Genomic DNA, 19,129 nt, shown 5'->3' with positions numbered 1-19,129 from the left:
GGGCGGTGTGCTTCGCCGTGCCCCGTGCCGTGAGCCACGCTACATTGGTTGCCCCGCTCGGGAATTCGCACCGGTCCGGTTTCCGTTCGCCAGCCGGGGACCAGCACGGTGATCAGGTGTTCTCTGATTCCGTCCGAACAACACTTTCCCCTCCGGGTATGACTGTCCGTATCGTACTGAGCCCGGTTCGTGTTCCCGATCGATCGATATCGTGATCCGATCGCAAAATGTGATCCGAGACACACCATATTGAGGGTGTAACGCTTTGATGTACAGGCACGATGAACGGGGTGACTCCGCGATGCTGTCGGACCCCCGACCTGGCAGCATCGCGGAGCTCACCCCCCGGTGTTCTGCTTGTCGGTGAACGGTAGGTAGGCACCTTCCATACGTCCTCGCCCAACGGGTGGATTCCCACGCGCCGGACGAGGTGTCTCTTCGTCGCGAGAGCGACGAGTCCGATAACGGCATCCCTGTATGACAGGAAGACCTGTACGGCAGGGTGATGCCATAGCCCCATACTGATCACCCTGAGTGATCGAAAAATCACTCAGGGTTTCGGACAGCCTTAAGGAGAGGCACCATGAACATTGCCATCGTGATGATCGGTGCACTGCTTCCGATCTTGGCGGCAAGCGTGTTCTACGTAAGCGACCACCGTACTCCGCAACGCATCAATCGCTCCCCTCCGAATTCCGAGGAGAGCGATGAGTACGACATGTCGACTTCCGGTGACCTCACCCAGCTGACTCCGGTGAATCACGTCATCCCGGCGGATCACGGATCTCTGGACAGGCGGATGTCCGAGGCGGCCTGATCAGCCGAGTCCGATCACCCGGGGCTGATCCGTCGAGGTCGTTCCGGTCTGTCGAGGCCGTTCCGGCCTCGTGCTTCGTTCCCGGTGGCCGCGTCCGGGTACGTGTGCGAAGTGAACGCGGTGATGCGGTGTCGCCGGCGAAGAACCGGAAACACCGAACGGTCGTGCTCTGTCCCCCGGAGCACGACCGGCGATATCGCGGAAACCGCGAATGAAATCGATTCCGATATCGCGTGAATCGGTTTCGATGCGGATCGTTTCCCGGCGCGTACCGACGACCCCCGACGTTCGGTGCGCGCCGTTCTCATTTTCCCGACAGTCGGATACGGTTCTGTCGTTACGAAAGTTCACCGGTCCTCGCACCCGATGTTCCGGGGCCGGTGACTCGTAGTCGGAGCCATCGGCCGGGACGCGGCACCGCCCGTGTGTAGTCACGCGACTGATGATCGGGGCCGGGCGCGCTGCGAACATCGGCACATGCGCGTACTCACCGATTCCGATGTCGTCACCGTTGATCCCGAAGTGGCCGTCGACGCCGCGCGAGAGTCCCTCCGCCGGTTCGCTCGTGGTGAGCTCGCCGCACCTCCCCGGGTCAGCGCCGAGCTGGGCGATCTCGACTACTACTACACCACCGGTGGCCTGCCGGGCGGTGTCAGCGGTTTCCGCGCCTACCGTGCCGGTGCACCCGCCGGAGATCAGCTGGTGGCGCTGTGGGACGCCTCGGGAAGTCTGTTCGGCATCGTTGTCGGGGACGAACTGGGCGCACGCCGTACCGGCGCCCTGGGTGGCGCCGCCGTGGAAGCGATGTCCAACGAACGAGCGAGCACGCTCGCCGTGATCGGAACCGGCAAGCAGGCATGGACCCAGGTCTGGGCCGCCAGTGCCGTCCGCTCCCCGGGACTGGTCCGGATCCACAGCAGGGACGAGCGCAACCGCGAGGCGTTCGCGGCCGAGGTGCGGGACCGGCTGGGGCTGCGCGTCGAGACCGTCGCGAGCCCGGCTTCGGCGGTACGTGACGCCGAGGTCGTCGTACTGGCCACCCGCTCGGAGAGCCCGGTGATCGACTCGGCGGACATCGCTCCCGGCGCGCACGTAACGACCGTGGGGCCGAAGGGGCGAACGAGGCACGAGATGCCCCCTGAACTGCTCGAACGGGCGGCGGTCGTCAGCTGCGACTCGCCGCCGCAGGCGGCGGCCCTGCCCGACTTCCTCGCCGATCCGGCGAGGCTGGTGTCGCTGGGCGATGTCCTGATCGGCACTCACCCCGGTCGGGAGAACTCCGATCAGCTCACGGTGTACTGCTCGGTCGGTCTGGCCGGTTCGGAGGTGCTGTTCGCCGATCGCCTGTTCGGCACGATCACCGGGTGAGATGCTCGCCTTAGGACGCCGGTGGCACCACGCCGCGACTCGCCGAGCGGCGCGGGAAGTTCGTGCTGCTGGACTTCCGGGCGTTCCGGAGCGGGGTACCAACTGCCGGGGGGACCAACTGGTCCGCCGTCGGTGTGGGCGGCTCGAACGGCTGAGGACGCGGAGTGTCGGTGGTCCTCGGCAGGCTGTGCCACATGATCCTCTGGTCCCTGAGCGCCGTGGAGCGCGCGATCCGAGCTTCCTGGGGGGTTGACACCTGTGCCCCGGAAGACATCCCCGCCTGGCACTCCGGCAATCCGGCCCGCGGCCAATGCGGCACCACCGCTCTGGTCCTCAACGATCTCTTCGGTGGCGATCTCGTGCGGGGCGATGTTCGCCGCCGGGGTGAATGGGTGGACTTCCACTGGTGGAACCGTCTCGGCGGCGGCCCGGAACTGGATCTCACCCGAGGCCAGTTCACCTACGACGAGCTCGTCGGCCCCGGTGAACCCGTCTCTCGCCCGACCGGCAGGACCCGCCTCGACACGGAGTACGAAACCCTCCGAAAGCGAGTACTGACATACCTTGAGCGCTAGCCCGCGCGACGACAGTTGAATGCGGCGCGCGGACGTGCGGCTGCTCGACGCGCTCTACATCGCGCTGGCCGAGCACCTCGGGCTTCGGATACTGACCACTGACCACAAACTGGCGAAGGTATGCCCCAAGCTGACCGAGACGCCGCATCCACCGAACGAACAGTGAGACGTGACTCAGGATCACCTCTCCTGCGGAACACCGCGCCGTTCGGGTGTTGTTGACTGGGGACGTGAGTACTTCGCAGCAGAACCGCCGTGCCCGTGTCCGAGCCCCGGAACCCTCCGGGCGCGCCTGGCTGAACACCGGTGGAACCACACCACGACTCGCCGAGCGGCGCGGGAAGTTCGTGCTGCTGGACTTCTGGGCGTTCTGCTGCGTCAACTGCCTGCACGTCCTCGACGAGCTGCGCCCGCTGGAGCGGGAGTTCGCCGAGGAACTGGTCACCATCGGCGTGCACTCGCCCAAGTTCGAGCACGAGGCGGACCCGGACGCGCTCGCCGCCGCCGTGGAGCGTTACGGCGTGGACCACCCGGTGCTCGACGATCCGGAGTTGGCGACCTGGCGCGACTACGCGGTCAAGGCGTGGCCGACCCTGGTACTGATCGATCCCGAGGGCTACGTGGTGCACCAGGCTGCCGGTGAGGGGCACGTCGAGGCGCTGCGCCGGATACTCGGCGAGCTCGTGCCCGAGCACGAGCGGCGCGGCACCCTCCACCGTGGTGCCGAACCCCGGGTCGAGGCCCCGGAGCCGGAGACCACGCTGCGTTTCCCCACGAAGGTGCTCGGTCTGGAAGGGGGAACCCTGCTCGTCGCGGACTCGGCGCGACACTCGCTGGTCGAGTTCGCGGCGGACGGCGAGACCCCGCTGCGGCGCATCGGAACCGGTCGCAGGGGCGACGCCGACGGGGACGCCGAGTTCGCCTCGTTCAGCGAGCCCGGCGGCATGGCGCTGCTGCCCGAGCGGGTCGCGGCGCGGGTCGGCTACGATGTCGTGGTGGCCGACACGGTCAATCACCTGCTGCGCGGGCTGCGGCTGGCCGACGGCGCGGTCGTCACGGTCGCGGGAACCGGTGCGCAGTGGCGCGACGAGCCGGACTCCGGTGCGGCGTCGCGAACGGCGCTGACGAGCCCGTGGGACGTGACCTGGTGGGAACCGGCGGGCGGTGTGGTCATCGCGATGGCCGGGAACCACACCCTCGGGCTGTTCGATCCCGTGGCGGAGAGCATCACCCGGTTCGCGGGCACCACCGTGGAGGGGTTGCGCGACGGCCCGGCGACCGAGGCGTTCTTCGCCCAGCCCTCCGGCCTCGCCGTCGCGGAGGCGGGCGAGCAGGAGCGGCTCTGGTTCGTCGACGCCGAGACCTCGGCGTTGCGCTGGGTGGAGCCCGCGGCAGACGCTTTCGAGGTGCACACCGCGATCGGCAAGGGCCTGTTCGACTTCGGCCACTCCGACGGCCCCGCCTCGGATGCGCTGCTGCAACACCCGCTCGGTGTCGCGGTGCTGCCCGATGGCACCGTCGCGATCTGCGACACCTACAACGGCGCGGTACGGCGTTACGAACCAGCCACCGGGGAGGTCTCGACGCTGGCGACCGGTGTCGCCGAGCCGTCCGGCGCCACCACATCCGAAGGCGAGCTGGTGGTCGCGGCGAGCACCGCGCACCGGCTGGAACGCCCGGTGCCGCCAGGGGTGACCGCGCGGCTGATCGAGGGCGGGTCCCAGCGGGTCAACCGCCCGGCGACCGAGATCAGTCCCGGTGAGGTCGAGCTCACCGTGGTTTTCGACCCTCCACCCGGGCAGAAGTTGGACGAGCGCTACGGCCCTTCCACCCGGCTCGAGATCAGTTCCTCCCCGGAGGACTTGCTGGTCGAGGGAGCCGGTGTCGGTACGGAGCTGAGCAGGCGGCTCGTGCTGGCCGAGGGGATCGAGCACGGGGTGCTGCACGTGGTCGCGCAGGCGGCCAGCTGTGACGACGACTCCGAGGTCGAGCATCCGGCTTGTCGACTGACCAGGCAGGACTGGGGAGTGCCGGTCCGGCTCGACAGTGGTGGCAGCCGGCGGTTGCCGCTGGTCATGGGTGGTATGGACGAGCAGTGACCGGCTCGTCGCGGTTCCGTGGCTCGGCTCGGCGGCCTACCCTGCGCCTTCGGCGGACTCGACCGGACGCGTAAACTTTCCGGGTGACCGATGCCAAGCTTGAGATCCAGATGTTGCATGACCGGGTCATGGTGCGGGTCTCCGAAGAGTCCGGTGAACGTCGCAGCAGCGGCGGCATCGTGATACCCGCGACCGCCCAGGTGGCCAAACGCCTGCTCTGGGGCGAGGTTTTCGGTGTGGGCAGCCACGTGCGCAGTGTCCAAACCGGGGATCAGGTGCTGTTCAATCCCGAGGAGCAGTACGAGGTGGAGGTGCAGGGCGAGATCTACGTGGTGCTGCGGGAGCGGGACCTGCACGCCGTCGCCTCCGAGCGGACCGAGCAGGGTACCGGTCTGTATCTTTGACCGAGGTGCGTGTCCGGTTCGGCGTGGCCGCTGTGTGCTGTGGCGCACGTGATACCAGTTCGGAAGCCGTGTGAGGCCTCCCCAGCCGGGCTGTACCGGTGATGCCGGTCGGCAGGCCCGAGCGTGCCGCCGACCCCGCCGCAAGACCGAGAAGAAGGGGACGCGGTGCCGGAAGACCACGAACGTCCCGATCGCACCGAGGGCGGTCGGGATCGGCGAGCGGACGAACCGACCGAGCGGATTCAGTTTCTCACCGGTGATCTGAGCGGCAGTGGTGCTTCGAGCGGCGGCGCGGCCGCCGAGGGGACGTCGGAGTCGGCCGCCGGTGGAGGATCGGACGACGACGAGGCCGTCGACGAGTCCCGCCGGAGCACGAAACCGAGTATGACACCGCCGCGCGTCGCCGGATCGGAGACCGCGGCGGCAGCGAACACCGAAACGGGAAGCACCACCACCGGCGGTTCCGCCACCGGGAACTCCGCCACCGGCGGTTCCGCCGACTCGGGGACCGGTACCGGAAGTACCGGTGCCGCGGGAACGGGCACCGGCAACGGTGTCCCTCCGGAGTCGGACACCGAGAGTACCGATGTCATCCCTCCGATCGCGGAGGAGACGACGGCGGTCCCCTTCGAGGGGGACACCGAGCGCACCGACACGATTCCCGCCGTAACCGAGAGCGTGCGGCCGGTCGACCCCGGCGCGGTCGCCACCTCTTACGTACCGGCTTCGCCCGAGCACTACAGCGGCAACGCGACCGCTGGGTTCGGCTACCAGCAACCCCAGCAGGTCCCTTACGGGCAGCCCCAACAGGCCCCGTACGGGCAGGACCAGCGATTCGGGACGCCGACCGGCTATCCGCAGCAGCCTCCGTTCGGAATGCACGTGGACGAATCGGGTTCTCCGGGCGAGTCGGGCGGCTCGCGTTTCCGACGCGGTCTTCCCAACAACAAGTCCTTACTTCGAGCCGGCCTCGCGGCCGGCATCACGATCGGCGTGCTGGCGCTGCTCTACATCGGTGATCTGGCATTCAGCAGTGGGCAGGTGCCGCGCGGCACCACGGTGGCCGGTGTCGACGTCGGCGGGCTCGATCCAGCGGCGGCCGAGCGCGAGCTGCGTTCCCGGCTCGACGATTCGCTCAGCGAGCCCATCCAGCTCCAGGTCGGCAAAGCCACCAGCAGCATCGAGCCCCAGGCGGCCGGGCTTTCGATGGACTGGGACGCCACACTGGACAAGGCCGGTTCACAGCCGTTGAACCCGATCACGAGGCTGACCTCCTTCTTCACCACCCGCGAGGTGACCCCGGAGAGCAACGTGGATCGGGAGAAGCTCCGTGCGCAGCTGAAGCAGGTGCACAACGACCTGCATCGCGAACCGGTGGAGGGAACCATCCGGTTCGAGGGCTCCGAACCGGTACCGGTCTTCCCCGTCACCGGCAGGAACGTGGACATGGATCGGGCGATGGACGTCGTGGTCCGCGACTGGGTGGGCAACCAGCCGGTCTCGCTGCCCTACACCAAGAAGGACGTCCGAACCGACGAGGCGGGTGTGCGCCGGGCGCTGGAGGGGGTCGCCCGTCCCGCGGTCTCGGGGCCGGTGACCGTCAACGGCGACGGTGTGCAGGCGACCCTGGCGCCCGCCGACATCGCCGCGGCGCTGCGTTTCGAACCCAACGACTCCGGTGGTCTGAACTGGCATCTCGACGTGCCCGCGGCCAGGGATGTCGTCAAGCCGCAGCTGAAGTCCACCCTCAAGGAGGGCGAGAGCGCCTCCTTCGTGTTCGAGGACGGCCAACCCACCGTCGAGCCCTCCGAGACCGGACGCGGCATCGACTGGAAGAAGACGTTCGAGCCGCTGCGGGAGAAACTCACCAAGTCCGGTTCGGACACCATCGAGGCGGTATACAAGGACGTTCCGGCGGAGCTGACGACCGAACAGGCCAAGAAGCTCGGTATCGAGGAGAAGGTCAGTACCTTCACCACTGGTGGGTTCAGCGAGAACTCCGGGGTGAACATCAAACGGGTCGCCCAGGAGGTCGACGGCGCGCTCGTCGAACCGGGTGAGACGTTCAGCCTCAACGGCCACACCGGTGTCCGCCAGAAGGAACAGGGCTACATCGCCTCCGGAATCATCAAGGACGGGCGCCCCGACGAGGCCGTGGGCGGTGGCATCTCCCAGTTCGCCACCACGCTCTACAACGCCTCCTACCTGGCCGGTATGAAGGACGTGGAGCACAAGGCGCACAGCTACTACATCAGCCGCTACCCGATGGGGCGGGAAGCGACGGTGTTCCAGCGTCCCGACGGCACCAGCGTGATCGACGTCAAGTTCAAGAACGTCTCCGACAGCGGGATCCTGATCAAGACCGCGTGGACCCCCGAGTCGGTGAGCGTGACCTTCTGGGGGACCAAGCAGTACGAGGTCAAGTCCGAGACCAGCGACAAGACCGACGTCACCGAACCCGAGAAGGTGACCGTGCCCGCGGACGAGGAGTGCGTGGCCACCAGCGGCAAGAAGGGGTTCACGGTTCAGAACACGCGGATCAGGAAGGATCTCGAGACCGGCGAGGTGACGAGGGACCGGCAGAAGACGGTTTACGATCCGCAGCCGATCGTCGAGTGCGCGAAGAAGAAGGGCGAGGAGTAGTCGCCCGAGCACACTCCGGGAGCGCGCCGGGTGTGATGCCGCACGTTTCGCGGATGTGCGCCGGTTCGCCGGAATCCCACGACTACTCCATACGTGTGACGGGATGGAAGGTTTCCATCCGAAACGGAGTGGTTTCATGCGCGCCACCGTCATACACGGTGCGGGCGACGTCCGGATCGAGGACGTCGCCGACCCGGTGCTGGCCGAGCCCACCGACGCGATCGTGCGGGTGAGCCTCACCTGCATCTGCGGCAGCGATCTCTGGCCCTACAAGGGAATGGAGCGGGACGGCGCGGGCAGTCGCATCGGTCACGAGTTCGTCGGGATCGTCGAGGAAACCGGCTCCGAGGTCGACGGGTTGCGTGCCGGTGATCTGGTGGTTTCGCCGTTCACCTGGTCGGACGGCCACTGCACCTACTGCAGGGAGCGACTGCAGACCTCCTGCGTCAACGGTGGCCTGTGGGGCTCGCCCGGTTCGGACGGTGCCCAGGGTGAGGCGGTACGGGTTCCCCATGCAGAGGGCACCCTGGTCCGCCTGCCGGTGGAGCCGGACAGCGAGCTGCTGCCCGGTTTGCTGACACTGGCCGACGTGCTTCCCACCGGACACCACGCCGCCGTCTCCGCCGGGGTGCGTCCCGGCGGCACCGCCACCGTCGTCGGCGACGGTGCGGTCGGGCTGTGCGGGGTGCTCGCGGCCAACCGGCTCGGTGCCGAGCGCATCATCGTCATGGGCAGGCACACCGATCGGACGGACCTCGCCGTGGAGTTCGGCGCCACCGACGTGGTGCCCGAACGCGGCGACGAGGCGGTGGAACGCGTCCGCGAGCTGACCGGTGGCGAGGGCACGCACTCGGTGCTGGAGTGCGTCGGCACCGGCGACTCGTTGCGAACCGCGCTGCGGCTGGCCCGCGAGGGCGGCCGGGTCGGTTACGTCGGCGTCCCGCAGGAGGGCGACGGCGTGGACGTGCGCGAGATGTTCATGCGCAACGTCGGCATCTCCGGCGGGGTGTGCCCCGCCCGCGCCTACATCCCCGAGCTGCTTCCCGACGTGCTCTACGGCAAGCTCGACCCCGGTCGGGTGTTCGACCAGCGGACCGAACTGGACGGTGTTCCGGACGGGTACCGCGACATGGCCGACCGGAAAGCACTGAAGGTCCTCGTCGACCCGAGCTGAGTTCGAGGAGTGCGTTGCCGGTTCCCGGGCGCGGCGATTTCGCGAGAAATTGACGGGGCCCGGGGTCGTATCCGCCGTCCCGCGCGGCGATTTCGTGGGAAATTTACGCCGCGCCGAGAGACACCGAACGGACGAAACCGCGCCCACCGGTCCCGCCGGGTTTCCCGGTGGTGCCGGTGGGCGCGGGTGAGTCGTCACGAGCGCGATCCGGGGATCAGAACGCGGTTTCGTCGATCTCCATCAGCGAGTTGTCGGTGTTCTCCACGATCTTCCGCCGCGAGGAGAGCTCCGGCAGCACGTTCTTGGCGAAGAACCGGACCGCGGCGACCTTGCCGTTGTAGAACGCAGCCTCCCTGCCGGTGGCCCCGCCGTCCAGCGCGCGCAGCGCGATCTCGGCCTGGCGCAGCAGCAGCCAGCCGATCAGCACGTCGCCCATGCTCATCAGCAGGGTCACGGCCTGCTGGCCGACCTTGTAGATCTCGTTGACGTCCTCCTGCGCGGAGGTCGCGAAGTTGAACAGCGCTCCGAGGATGCCCTGCGCGTCGTCCAGCGCCTGCCCGAGCAGCTCGCGCTCCTCCTTGAGCCGCTCGTCGGCCTCGGCGGAGTTCAGGGTCCGCTGGATCTCGTTGGCCACGTGGCCGATCGCCTGACCGTTGTTCTTGACGATCTTGCGGAAGAAGAAGTCCTGCGCCTGGATCGCGGTGGTGCCCTCGTAGAGGCTGTCGATCTTGGCGTCGCGGATGTACTGCTCGATCGGGTAGTCCTGCAGGTAGCCCGAGCCACCGAGGGTCTGCAACGACAGCGTGAGCATCTCGTAGGCCCGCTCCGAGCCGACACCCTTGACGATGGGCAGCAGCAGGTCGTTGATCTGCTCGTACAGGCTCACGTCCTCACCGGAGGTCTTGGCCTGCGCGATGCGGTCCTGGTAGTCGGAGGTGTAGCAGTAGACGGCACGCAGCCCTTCCGCGTAGGTCTTCTGCAGCATCAGGATGCGCCGCACGTCCGGGTGGTGCGTGATCGTGACGCGGGGTGCCGTCTTGTCCGTCGAGCGCGGCATGTCGGCGCTCTGCACCCGCTCCTTGGCGTACTCCAGCGCGTTGAGGTAGCCGGTGGACAGGGTGCCGATGGCCTTGGTGCCGACCATCATCCTGGCGTACTCGATGACCTGGAACATCTGTGCGATGCCGTCGTGCACCTCGCCCAGCAGCCAGCCCTTGGCCGGGGCGTCGTGCTGCCCGAAGGTGACCTCGCAGGTCGCCGAGGCGTTGAGCCCCATCTTGTGCTCGACGTTGGTGACGTAGGCGCCGTTGCGCTCGCCGGGTTCACCGGTGCTGTCGTCGAAGTGGTACTTCGGCACCAGGAACAGGCTCAGCCCCTTGGTGCCGGGCTTGGGCTCCACTCCCGGGCCCTCGGGCCGGGCCAGTACCAGGTGCATGATGTTCTCGGTCATGTCCTGGTCGCCCGAGGTGATGAAGCGCTTGACCCCTTCGAGGTGCCAGCTGCCGTCCTCCTGCTTGACGGCCTTGGTGCGGCCCGCGCCCACGTCGGAACCGGCGTCGGGCTCGGTCAGCACCATCGTCGCGCCCCAGCCGCGATCGATCATCAGCTCGGCCCAGCGCTGCTGCTGCTCGGTGCCGTTCTCCCACAGGATGGTGGCGAAGCTCGGCCCGGCCATGTACATGAATATCGCGGGGTTGGAGCCCAGCATCAGCTCGGCCGCCGCCCACTGCACCGACGGCGGGATGCCGTAGCCGCCCAGCTCGTCGGGCAGGCTCAGCCGCCACCACTCACCGTCCATGACCTGTTGGTAGGACTTCTTGAACCCCTCGGGCAGGGTGACCGAGGCGGTCTTGGGGTCGAACTGGGCCGGGTTGCGGTCACCCTCCTCGAAGGAATCGGCCAGCGGGCCGGTGGCGAGGGTGTTCAGCTCGGTGAGCACGCCCCGGGCCGAGTCCTCGTCGGCCTGTTCGAACGCACCCTTGCCCAGCCGATTCTGCACTTCGAACAGCTCGAAGAGGTTGAATTCGAGGTCGCGGATATTGCTCTTGTAGTGGCCCATGGCGTGGCTCCCTCGTGCTGAATCGTGCGGGCGGGCCAGGCACCACGCCCTTACTCATCGGTAACCCAAGTATATTACCTAGTAGTAACTTCTGCCAAGGAAAGACCGGACGTAAGACACGAATGTCGGCACTTTTCCCGGCTCAACGGCCGGTTCGGGAGCTCTCGGCCGCGTGCGGTCGCGCGTGACACGGCCGCCCCGCTTAGAGTTGCCACGTATCCCACCCGAGCGGATGGAGGCTCCCGCGATGACCTCCGCTACGGCGATCAACGCCGAATCACTGGTCAAGAACTTCGGTACCAACCGCGCGCTGGACGGGGTGGAGTTCTCGGCTCGCGAGGGGCGGGTGCTCGGGCTGCTGGGGCCGAACGGGGCGGGCAAGACCACCGCCGTGCGCATCCTGACCACCCTGCTGCGTCCCGACGCCGGAAGCGCTTCCGTGGCCGGGCACGACGTGCTCACCGAGCCGAACGCGGTGCGGCGTTCCATCGGTCTCTCCGGGCAGTACGCCGCCGTGGACGAGAACCTCACCGGTCGCGAGAATCTCTACATGGTCGGCAGGCTCTACGGCATGAACCGCCCGGACGCGCGAACGCGCGCCGGTGAACTGCTGGACGGTTTCCGACTGCGGGAGGCCGGTGACCGGACCGCCAAGGGGTACTCGGGCGGGATGCGCAGACGCCTGGACCTCGCGGGCGCGCTGGTGGCCAGACCCCCGGTGGTGATGCTCGACGAGCCCACCACCGGGCTCGACCCGCGCGGGCGGATGGACACCTGGCGGCTCATCGCCGAACTGGTCGACGACGGCACCACCGTGCTGCTGACCACCCAGTACCTGGAGGAGGCGGACGCGCTCGCCGACACCATCGCGGTCATCGACCACGGCAGGGTGATCGCCAACGGCACCTCGAACGAGCTGAAGGCGCTGGTCGGGGGCGAACGCCTGGAGCTGGTGGTCGACGAGACGACCGAAATGGACACCGCCGCCGAGGTGCTCGCCGGGATCGGCTCCGACACCCCGCGGGTCGACGCGCAGAGCCGCCGGTTGCAGGTGACCGTGAACGACGGCTCGAAGTCGTTGATCGAGGCGGTACGCCGGTTGGGCGAGTCGGGGATCGAGGTGCACGACGTGGGACTGCACCGCCCCACCCTCGACGACGCGTTCCTCAGCCTCACCGGTAAGCCCACCGAGGCGTCCGGCAACGGCGGGACGGCCGATGTCGCCGAGCCCGAAGGGGTCGCCACCGCCGAGCGCGCGGATCGGGGAGGCCGAGAGTGACCGTCGTTCCACCGAGCCTGCGGGACAGTTCCGTGGTGGCCTGGCGCAACCTGCTCAACATCAAGCGCAATCCCGACTGGCTGTTGTCCGGAACCGTGCAGCCGATCATGTTCGTGCTGCTGTTCGCCTTCGTGTTCGGCGGCAGCCTGGGCGGCGGTCGCTACCGGGAGTTCCTGATCGCCGGGATCTTCGTGCAAACAGTGGCCTTCAACTCCTCGTTCACCGTGATCGGCCTGACCAACGACCTGCAGAAGGGCATCGTCGACCGGTTCCGCGCGCTGCCGATGTCGCGGGTGGCGGTGCTGCTGGGCCGCACCAGCTCCGATCTCGCGGTCAGCCTGCTGTCCGTGGTGATCATGTCGCTCTGCGGCCTGCTGATCGGCTGGCGGCTGCGGGGAGACCCCACGGACGTGCTCACCGGCTACCTGGTGCTGCTGTTGTTCTCGTTCGCCATGTCCTGGGTGGGGGCTTTCATCGGGCTGATCTCGCGCACCGTGGAGGTGGCGCAGAGCGCCGGACTGCTGTGGCTGTTCCCGGTGACCTTCATATCCTCGGTCTTCGTCTCGGCCGAGTCGATGCCCACGCCGCTGCGGGTGTTCGCGCGGTGGAACCCGATCACGGTCAACGCCGACGCGCTGCGGGAGCTGTTCGGCAATCCGATCCGGGTGGGGATGCCGCCACCGAGCAGCTGGCCCGCCGAGCACGTCGTCCCTTACGCCGTCGGCTCCTCGCTGGTGATCATCGCCGTGTTCGTCCCGCTGTCGGTGGCGCGCTACCGGCGGGTGGCCAGCCGGTGACCGGTACCGCTCGACGTTCCCCGGCAGCGGTGCGGTCGGGCCCGCTGGAACCGGGGACGAACTCGTACTTGAACCTCACGCCGCGTGAGGGAGCAGGGTGGTCGGCGAGGTGAACGAACATGGGTCATTCGGCAGCGGGGAAGGGCCGCGGTGTCGGCGAGGTGGCGCGGCTCTCCGGAGTCACGGTGCGCACGCTGCACCACTACGACGAGATCGGACTGCTGTCGCCGAGCGGGCGCAGCACGGCGGGGCACCGCGAGTACTCCGACGCGGATCTCGAACGGCTGCGGCGCGTCCTCGCCTACCGCGAACTCGGGTTCGGCCTCACCGACATCGCCGAGATCCTCGACGGCGGTGACCCCACCGACCAGCTGCGGCGGCAACACCGCCTGCTGACCGAGCGGATAGCTCGGCTGCGGGCGACGCTCGCCACCGTGGAACTCGAACTGGAGGCGAACACGATGGGAATCGACCTCTCCGAGGAGGAGAAGTTCGAACTGTTCGGCGGGTTCGATCCTGACGAACACGCCGAGGAGGCCGAGCGGCGCTGGGGCGGCACCGAGCCCTATCGGGAGTCGCGGCGCCGCACGGCCTCTTACACCAAGGACGATTGGGCCCGCATGGCCGCGGAGCAGCGGGAGCTGCACCGGGAGTTCGCCGCGGCGCTCGCCGACGGCGAGTCCGCCACGAGTACCCGCGCGATGGAGCTGGCCGAGCGGCACCGGGGGCTGATCACCGGCTGGTTCTACGAGTGCTCCTACGGGATGCAGCGTTCGTTGGCCGAGATGTATCTGGCCGACGAGCGCTTCACGGCCACCTACGAGCGCGAGGTGGGTACCGGTGGTGCCCGGTTCGTGCACGACGCGATCCTGGCCAACGCCGAGCGCGCCGAGCGGTCCGACGTCTGAGCGGTGCTGTGGGGTAGCGGTGCGCCGAGCCGTCGGTGTCACGGTCAGTTCGGCAGGAGATACACCAGTTCGGCGGAGTGATCACCACCGCGGGGATTATCAGAATGGTGGTGTGTTCCGGTCGTGGTGACCGCGATCGGACTGGCGATTCTCCGGGGGACGGTGTGATCAGGCGGCAGCGGACGGGACGACGGATTCGACGGGTGGCCGGGCGCAACCGGCGTTCCGAGGCGGAACAGCCGGAAACGGACGCCGAGGCCCCCTCGTCGGATTCGGATGTCGCGCGAGTGTGGTGGCGGCTGCGGCGGGTGTGGGTGGCGGTCGGATCGGTGCTGGCCGCCGCCGGGGCGGTGGCCGGGATCCTGGCGCTGTTCGAGGCTCGCCGGGCCAACGAGGTGGCGACCCAGCCGGACCTGGGGGTGGCCGAGTACCGGGTGACCACCAAGGGGGATGTGGAGAAGACGAACAAGAATCCGGATACCGGTTTTCACGAGACGGAGCTCGTCGACGCCGCCGCGGTCGACGTGTTGCTGGAGAACCGTGGCGATCAGCCCGCGCTGGTCACCGAGATCGAGGTCGTGGTGCGTTCCGAGCAGCAGCTCCGCCCGTGCCAAGCGAGTGGGGGAGTCTTCGTGACCACGGCCTACGACGTCCGCATTCCGCGAGAGCTGAAGTCCCGCACGGTGCGGGAGTCCGTGCTGTACGAGCTCGACGGCAAGTCCAGGGAACGCGTGCTGCTCAGCATCGGCCCGGATGGGGACACCGGCGCGACCGGCTGGGGAACGATCTACACCGTCGACGTGCGGCTCAAGCAGGACTCCGGGAACGTACTGACCATTCCGGATCTGGTGCTGATGCAACCCTGGCGTCACGGCGTCACCGTCAGCGGCGTCGTCTCGACCACGCTGGGCGAGTCCGGACATCCGGGGTTCAAAGAGTGCGCGGCCGAGCACACGCGCACCCTCCAGCGAGCTATCGAACAGCCCGGCACCCACTCGCCGAGGATGCTGGAGCTCTACGACCGGCTGCGCGCCGCCGGGGCCCTCGGGTCCGTCGACGGGATCTGGGGCGCCGAGCTGATCACCCTGCCTCCAGGCAGGCCGAGTGGGCGGTACGCCCAACGTCTCGAGGAGAAGATCAACGCTACGGTGGCACAGCGGTCCACCGAGCGCGGTACCGTCCTGTTCCATCCCGGCCCGTTCGACGGTCCGGAGCAGGCCCGCACCTGGTGTCGCGAGCACGGACTGGCGGATTCCGAGCTGTGCGAACCCCGGTACTTCACCGCCGACGATCAGTAGGGTCGGTTGTCCCGTGCTCAGGAAGATCGGTGTCGTCTCTTCCGGACATCGGTGAATCGTCGCGTTGTTCCGTCCGATTCTTTCCGCGTTTCCGTTGTGCTTCGTCGGCGATTCTCCGCACACGTAATCCGAACGGCCGAGTGACAGTGCGAGTCGTCGTCGATGAGAATCGGTTCCCGGGCTGAACGTTGCTGGGGGCTGACTGGTGGGCGAAGACGAGCGGCGGGAGTTCACGGTGACCACGGCGCGTCGCGTCGTCGAGTCGTTGGCGCCCGAGGAACTGCCCTTCTTCGAGGCCGCGAGCGAGGAGTTCCTGCGCGATCCGGAACGGGCGACGGCGATTCGGCGGCGCGGCGACGAAGCCCTCGGCTCCGGGATCGACACCGTGGTGGCGTTGCTGTCCCCTGCTGCTCTGGCGGTGGCCGCCGCGATCTACGACCAGCTGGTCGACAGAGCCGGGGACGCGGTGGTGCGTGGCGGTGACCGGGTGCTGTCCCGGATCCGCGCCAGGTTCCGTCGACGTGCCGAAGTGGAAAGCGACGACGGGACCGTGGCGGAAGGGTCGACTACGGAACCGGCGACGGCGGAATCGTTGACGGCGGAATCGTTGACGGCGGGGCCGCTGACCGACGAGCAGCGGGAGCGGGTGCGCGAAGTCGCCGAGGCCCGCGCCAGGGCACTCGGCCTGTCCGAGGACCGGGTGCGACTGCTCGTCGGCGCCATCGTGGACTCCCTCGACCGGACCGATTGATGGAGTCTTCGTCGCGGGGCATGAACCCGCTCGGAAGATCCCGGTGGTAACGAGTACGGATCGGAGCACGCGGCCTTCCGTGGCGGGGCTGCGGACTCCGAGCGGCACCACGGTCCACTTCGGTTCGCTGATCGCCCTGGCGTTCGGAACAGCGGCGACGATCCACTGGGTGCTGCTGCCTTCCGGCCTGGCCGGCTGGTTTCGCGAGTTCGAACGGTGCCAGGTGCGTTCTGGGTACTACCCGGGGCAGCATCCCCTGCCACGGCCCGATGCCGAACAGCGCTACGACGGTTTCGCCGGATGCCTCGCGGAGCGCATGTCGGATCGTCTGTTGTGGACTTTTCTGGCGCTGCTGGGGATGCTCGCGGTCGCGGTGCTGCTCTACCGGCTGCAACCGTGGTGGTGTATCCGGCGGCAGCGGCTGGTGGAGCTGCGTTCCGCCGACAGCCCGGAGCTGGCCGCGTACCTGGAAAGTCTCGTGGCCGAGGCGGGACTACCCCGCGCTCCGGTCTTCCTGGTCGATCCGCTCAACCCGCGTGCGGGCGGGCTCGCCTTCGGCGACGGGCGCAGGCGCTACGTCCGGCTCGATGCGGGGCTGCTGACGTTGTTCCGGACCGATCCCGCGTCGTTCCGAGCCGTGGTGCTGCACGAGTTGGCGCACGTGCGCGACCGGGACGTGCCGACCACCTACTTCGCCCTGGCGGTGTGGCGGTCTTTCCTGCTCACGGCTCTGGCGCCGATGGCGGTTGGCCTGCTGTGGGTGTCCTGGCAGGACGGTTCGTTTCGGAGTTCGTTCGATATCTCCTGGCGCGTAGCCGGTCTGGTGCTGCTGGTCCACCTGTTCCGCGACGCCCTGCTGCGGACGCGGGAGCACCACGCGGACGTGCGGGTCTCGGCCTGGCTGGGCTCTGCGGACCCGAGCCTGTGCCTACCCGCGTTGTCGGGCACGGTGACCCGATGGCCACCGGTTTGGCTGCGCAGGCATCCGACTCCTTCGAGCCGCGTCGCCGCACTCGCCGATCCGACCGCGCTGTTCCGGCCCGGAGTCGGTGAGTACTTCGCCGCCGGGGTCGTGCTGCAGCTCGGCTTCGTCCAGTTCGCCATACCCATCGTCACCGCTGGTGCGCCGCTCGATGTTCTCCGGTCGCTGAGCGCGGTGTGGGGAGTCTTCGTCGCGCTGCTCGTGGGTTTCGCGGCGGTGCGCGGGGCGGCGGTCGCCAGGGCCGGCGGCAGGGCACGGGGTTACCCGGCCGGAATCGGTGTCGGTGTGGTCGTCGGTGCGCTGCTGGGGGAACGACTCTCGCTGCCCACCCTTCGCGATCCGCTTCCGGGGGCCGTCGTCCTCCTCGCGGGTGGTTTGCTCGCCGTCCAGCTCGTGCTGTTGTCCCGGTGGGTGCACCGGTGTTCGCTCCTGCTGCATCGCAACCGGCTCGCGTGGGGCCGAGCTGTCGGTTGGTCCGCCATCGGTACTGCCGTGTCGCTGATCGGCTGGTCCTGGTTGGAGTTGTGGGCGTTCTTCGAGAGCCTGAGCCCGGCACCGTCCGTGTTCGGTCAGTTCGGTGCTTCGATCACCGGTTTCGCCGCCGAGGCGGGGTGGACCGGCCTGGATCACGCGCTGCTCTCGGCGACGTGGAATCCCGTGGTGATGGGGTTCGGCGCCCGGAACCTGGCGCTGTGCGCGGGCCTGGTGCTGCTGTGGGCGGTTCCGCTGCTGCTGGCGCACCGCACGCGGATTCGATTCGCGCTGCTGAGCGGGCTGCTCGGTGCCGCGGTGTGGCTGGTCTTCGATCTCGCGGTCAAGGCGGCGATGCGCGGCACCGTCCCGCTGTCGGAGCGGAGCACCGACGCGTTCCGGGCGGTGCTCTCCGGGTGGGAGTTCGCGGGAGCGGTTGCCGTGCAGTTCGCCGTGGCCGCTGTCGTCGCCGCCGTGCTGTTCCGGAGGTCCGGCTTCGCGCACGCGCTGTTCGCCGCCGCGACCACGGGGCTGACTGTCAGCTGCGCGATGTGGGCGTTCGGTCGCCTCGGTGCTTGCGTGCCGCTGCTGCACGCGACGGCGACCCGGTGTCCGGGAACGACGAGCGGCGAGTACGCCGCGACGGTGCTCGGCGTCGTCACGGTGGAGGGAACCGTCGCGGCCCTCGTGGGATATCTGCTCGGCAGCACCGTCCGCCGGGGGCTGCGGAGGTGGAACCGCGCCCGCGCACCGAAGATCGTCCGGACACCGGTCGGTGCGGGGATACCGAAATCCGGTCGCGCGGGGCGAATCGTCGCGGTGGTCATCGCGGCTGCTTCGGTCGTCGTGCTGGCCCTGCCGAACGCGCCCGGTACCGGCGAGGAATCGTCGGTCCCGGTGGCCGAAGCGGAGCGCAACGGGTCGGAGAGCACCGAGTCGGCGAGCGGCACCGAGCCCGGACGTGTCTGGCTCCGGCGCGGAGGCGCGAGACACCTCCGAGCGGTGAGCTCGGCGACGGTCGAGCTCGGTGACGACATCAGGTCGAACGCCGAAGTGCGCGAGGTGCGCGGGAGCTCCGTCCGGCTGGCCGAAGCCGTGACCGAGGCCGGTGGGTTCCCCGAGCCACCCGACAGTCGGCGGGCCGAGACCTGGGGCGAGGCGCTGGGCACGCTCGACGACTCCGCGCGGCGGCTCGTCGAAGCGCTCGACACCGGCACGCTCGACCGGGAAGCCCTGCTCGAAGTCGTCGAATCGCTGGCGCGGGGAGTCCGACTGTTCGAAGAGCTGATCGACCTCTGGTGTACCGAGTACGGGGACCGGGTGCTGGAGGCGTGTTGACACGCCCTTCGTGCTCGGCGCTGCCGCGTTTTCGACTCACAACGGCCCGGTCATCCGGAACTCGTTCAGGCCTGTGCATCCACCCCCGTCCGAGCGCTATCTGTCGGACGTAGCCCCCGGTCAGCCAGTGCTCAGCACGCGCCGGGGGTATTTTCTTCGGTCGGTA

At 68.5% G+C, this 19,129-nt stretch carries 15 protein-coding genes; 14 read left to right on the top strand and 1 reads right to left on the bottom strand.

Going from position 1 to position 19,129, the window contains the following annotated elements:
• Positions 1–583 precede the first annotated feature (583 nt).
• The 8 genes from J2S53_RS15825 to J2S53_RS15790 all read left to right on the top strand — a co-directional run bounded on the left by J2S53_RS15825 (position 584) and on the right by J2S53_RS15790 (position 9,080).
• Positions 584–817 (top strand): hypothetical protein, encoded by a 234-nt coding sequence (locus J2S53_RS15825; protein WP_456241628.1) that lies wholly within the window; start codon positions 584–586, stop codon positions 815–817.
• A 477-nt stretch (positions 818–1,294) separates the two neighbouring features.
• Positions 1,295–2,185: an ornithine cyclodeaminase family protein gene (locus J2S53_RS15820; RefSeq protein WP_456241627.1), complete on the top strand. Its 891-nt coding sequence runs from the start codon at positions 1,295–1,297 to the stop codon at positions 2,183–2,185.
• 164 nt (positions 2,186–2,349) lie between these two features.
• Entirely contained in the window at positions 2,350–2,760 is a 411-nt protein-coding gene (locus J2S53_RS15815; protein WP_456241626.1) for a YunG family protein, read from the top strand.
• 19 nt (positions 2,761–2,779) lie between these two features.
• Complete coding sequence (locus J2S53_RS15810) at positions 2,780–2,926, top strand: PIN domain-containing protein (protein WP_456241625.1); 147 nt, start codon at positions 2,780–2,782, stop codon at positions 2,924–2,926.
• A gap of 64 nt (positions 2,927–2,990) precedes the next feature.
• Positions 2,991–4,859 (top strand): NHL domain-containing thioredoxin family protein, encoded by a 1,869-nt coding sequence (locus J2S53_RS15805; protein WP_456241624.1) that lies wholly within the window; start codon positions 2,991–2,993, stop codon positions 4,857–4,859.
• An 83-nt stretch (positions 4,860–4,942) separates the two neighbouring features.
• Complete coding sequence (locus J2S53_RS15800; protein ID WP_092632434.1) at positions 4,943–5,263, top strand: GroES family chaperonin; 321 nt, start codon at positions 4,943–4,945, stop codon at positions 5,261–5,263.
• A 165-nt stretch (positions 5,264–5,428) separates the two neighbouring features.
• Positions 5,429–7,906 (top strand): VanW family protein, encoded by a 2,478-nt coding sequence (locus J2S53_RS15795; RefSeq protein ID WP_456241623.1) that lies wholly within the window; start codon positions 5,429–5,431, stop codon positions 7,904–7,906.
• Positions 7,907–8,042: 136 nt separating this feature from the next.
• Positions 8,043–9,080 carry a zinc-dependent alcohol dehydrogenase family protein gene (locus J2S53_RS15790; RefSeq protein WP_092978240.1) on the top strand — a complete coding sequence of 346 codons (1,038 nt, stop codon included), beginning with the start codon at positions 8,043–8,045 and terminating at the stop codon, positions 9,078–9,080.
• A gap of 214 nt (positions 9,081–9,294) precedes the next feature.
• On the opposite strand, the gene J2S53_RS15785 is transcribed toward J2S53_RS15790, so the two are convergent.
• Positions 9,295–11,139 carry an acyl-CoA dehydrogenase gene (locus J2S53_RS15785; RefSeq protein ID WP_092978242.1) on the bottom strand — a complete coding sequence of 615 codons (1,845 nt, stop codon included), beginning with the start codon at positions 11,137–11,139 and terminating at the stop codon, positions 9,295–9,297.
• Positions 11,140–11,386: 247 nt separating this feature from the next.
• Between J2S53_RS15785 and J2S53_RS15780 the strand changes: the two genes are divergently transcribed.
• From J2S53_RS15780 to J2S53_RS15755, 6 genes are all read left to right on the top strand, one after another.
• The gene (locus J2S53_RS15780) at positions 11,387–12,418 is read left to right on the top strand and encodes an ATP-binding cassette domain-containing protein (protein WP_456241622.1); all 1,032 of its coding nucleotides are present in this window, start codon (positions 11,387–11,389) and stop codon (positions 12,416–12,418) included.
• Positions 12,415–13,215 (top strand): ABC transporter permease, encoded by an 801-nt coding sequence (locus J2S53_RS15775; protein ID WP_456241621.1) that lies wholly within the window; start codon positions 12,415–12,417, stop codon positions 13,213–13,215. The genes J2S53_RS15780 and J2S53_RS15775 overlap by 4 nt, the downstream gene beginning before the upstream one ends.
• A 119-nt stretch (positions 13,216–13,334) precedes the next feature.
• Complete coding sequence (locus J2S53_RS15770) at positions 13,335–14,123, top strand: MerR family transcriptional regulator (protein ID WP_456241620.1); 789 nt, start codon at positions 13,335–13,337, stop codon at positions 14,121–14,123.
• Between the two features lie 203 nt (positions 14,124–14,326).
• Complete coding sequence (locus tag J2S53_RS15765; RefSeq protein WP_456241619.1) at positions 14,327–15,421, top strand: hypothetical protein; 1,095 nt, start codon at positions 14,327–14,329, stop codon at positions 15,419–15,421.
• Between the two features lie 235 nt (positions 15,422–15,656).
• A complete protein-coding gene (locus J2S53_RS15760; RefSeq protein WP_456241618.1) occupies positions 15,657–16,172 on the top strand; it encodes a hypothetical protein in 516 nt (171 codons plus the stop codon).
• A 43-nt stretch (positions 16,173–16,215) separates the two neighbouring features.
• Complete coding sequence (locus J2S53_RS15755) at positions 16,216–18,963, top strand: M48 family metalloprotease (RefSeq protein WP_456241617.1); 2,748 nt, start codon at positions 16,216–16,218, stop codon at positions 18,961–18,963.
• Positions 18,964–19,129 lie beyond the last annotated feature (166 nt).

The organism is Actinopolyspora lacussalsi (assembly GCA_030803735.1).
Taxonomy (GTDB): Bacteria; Actinomycetota; Actinomycetes; order Mycobacteriales; family Pseudonocardiaceae; genus Actinopolyspora; species Actinopolyspora lacussalsi.
Note: the sequence above shows the minus strand (reverse complement) of the source record. Positions and strands in the feature narration are given on the sequence as shown.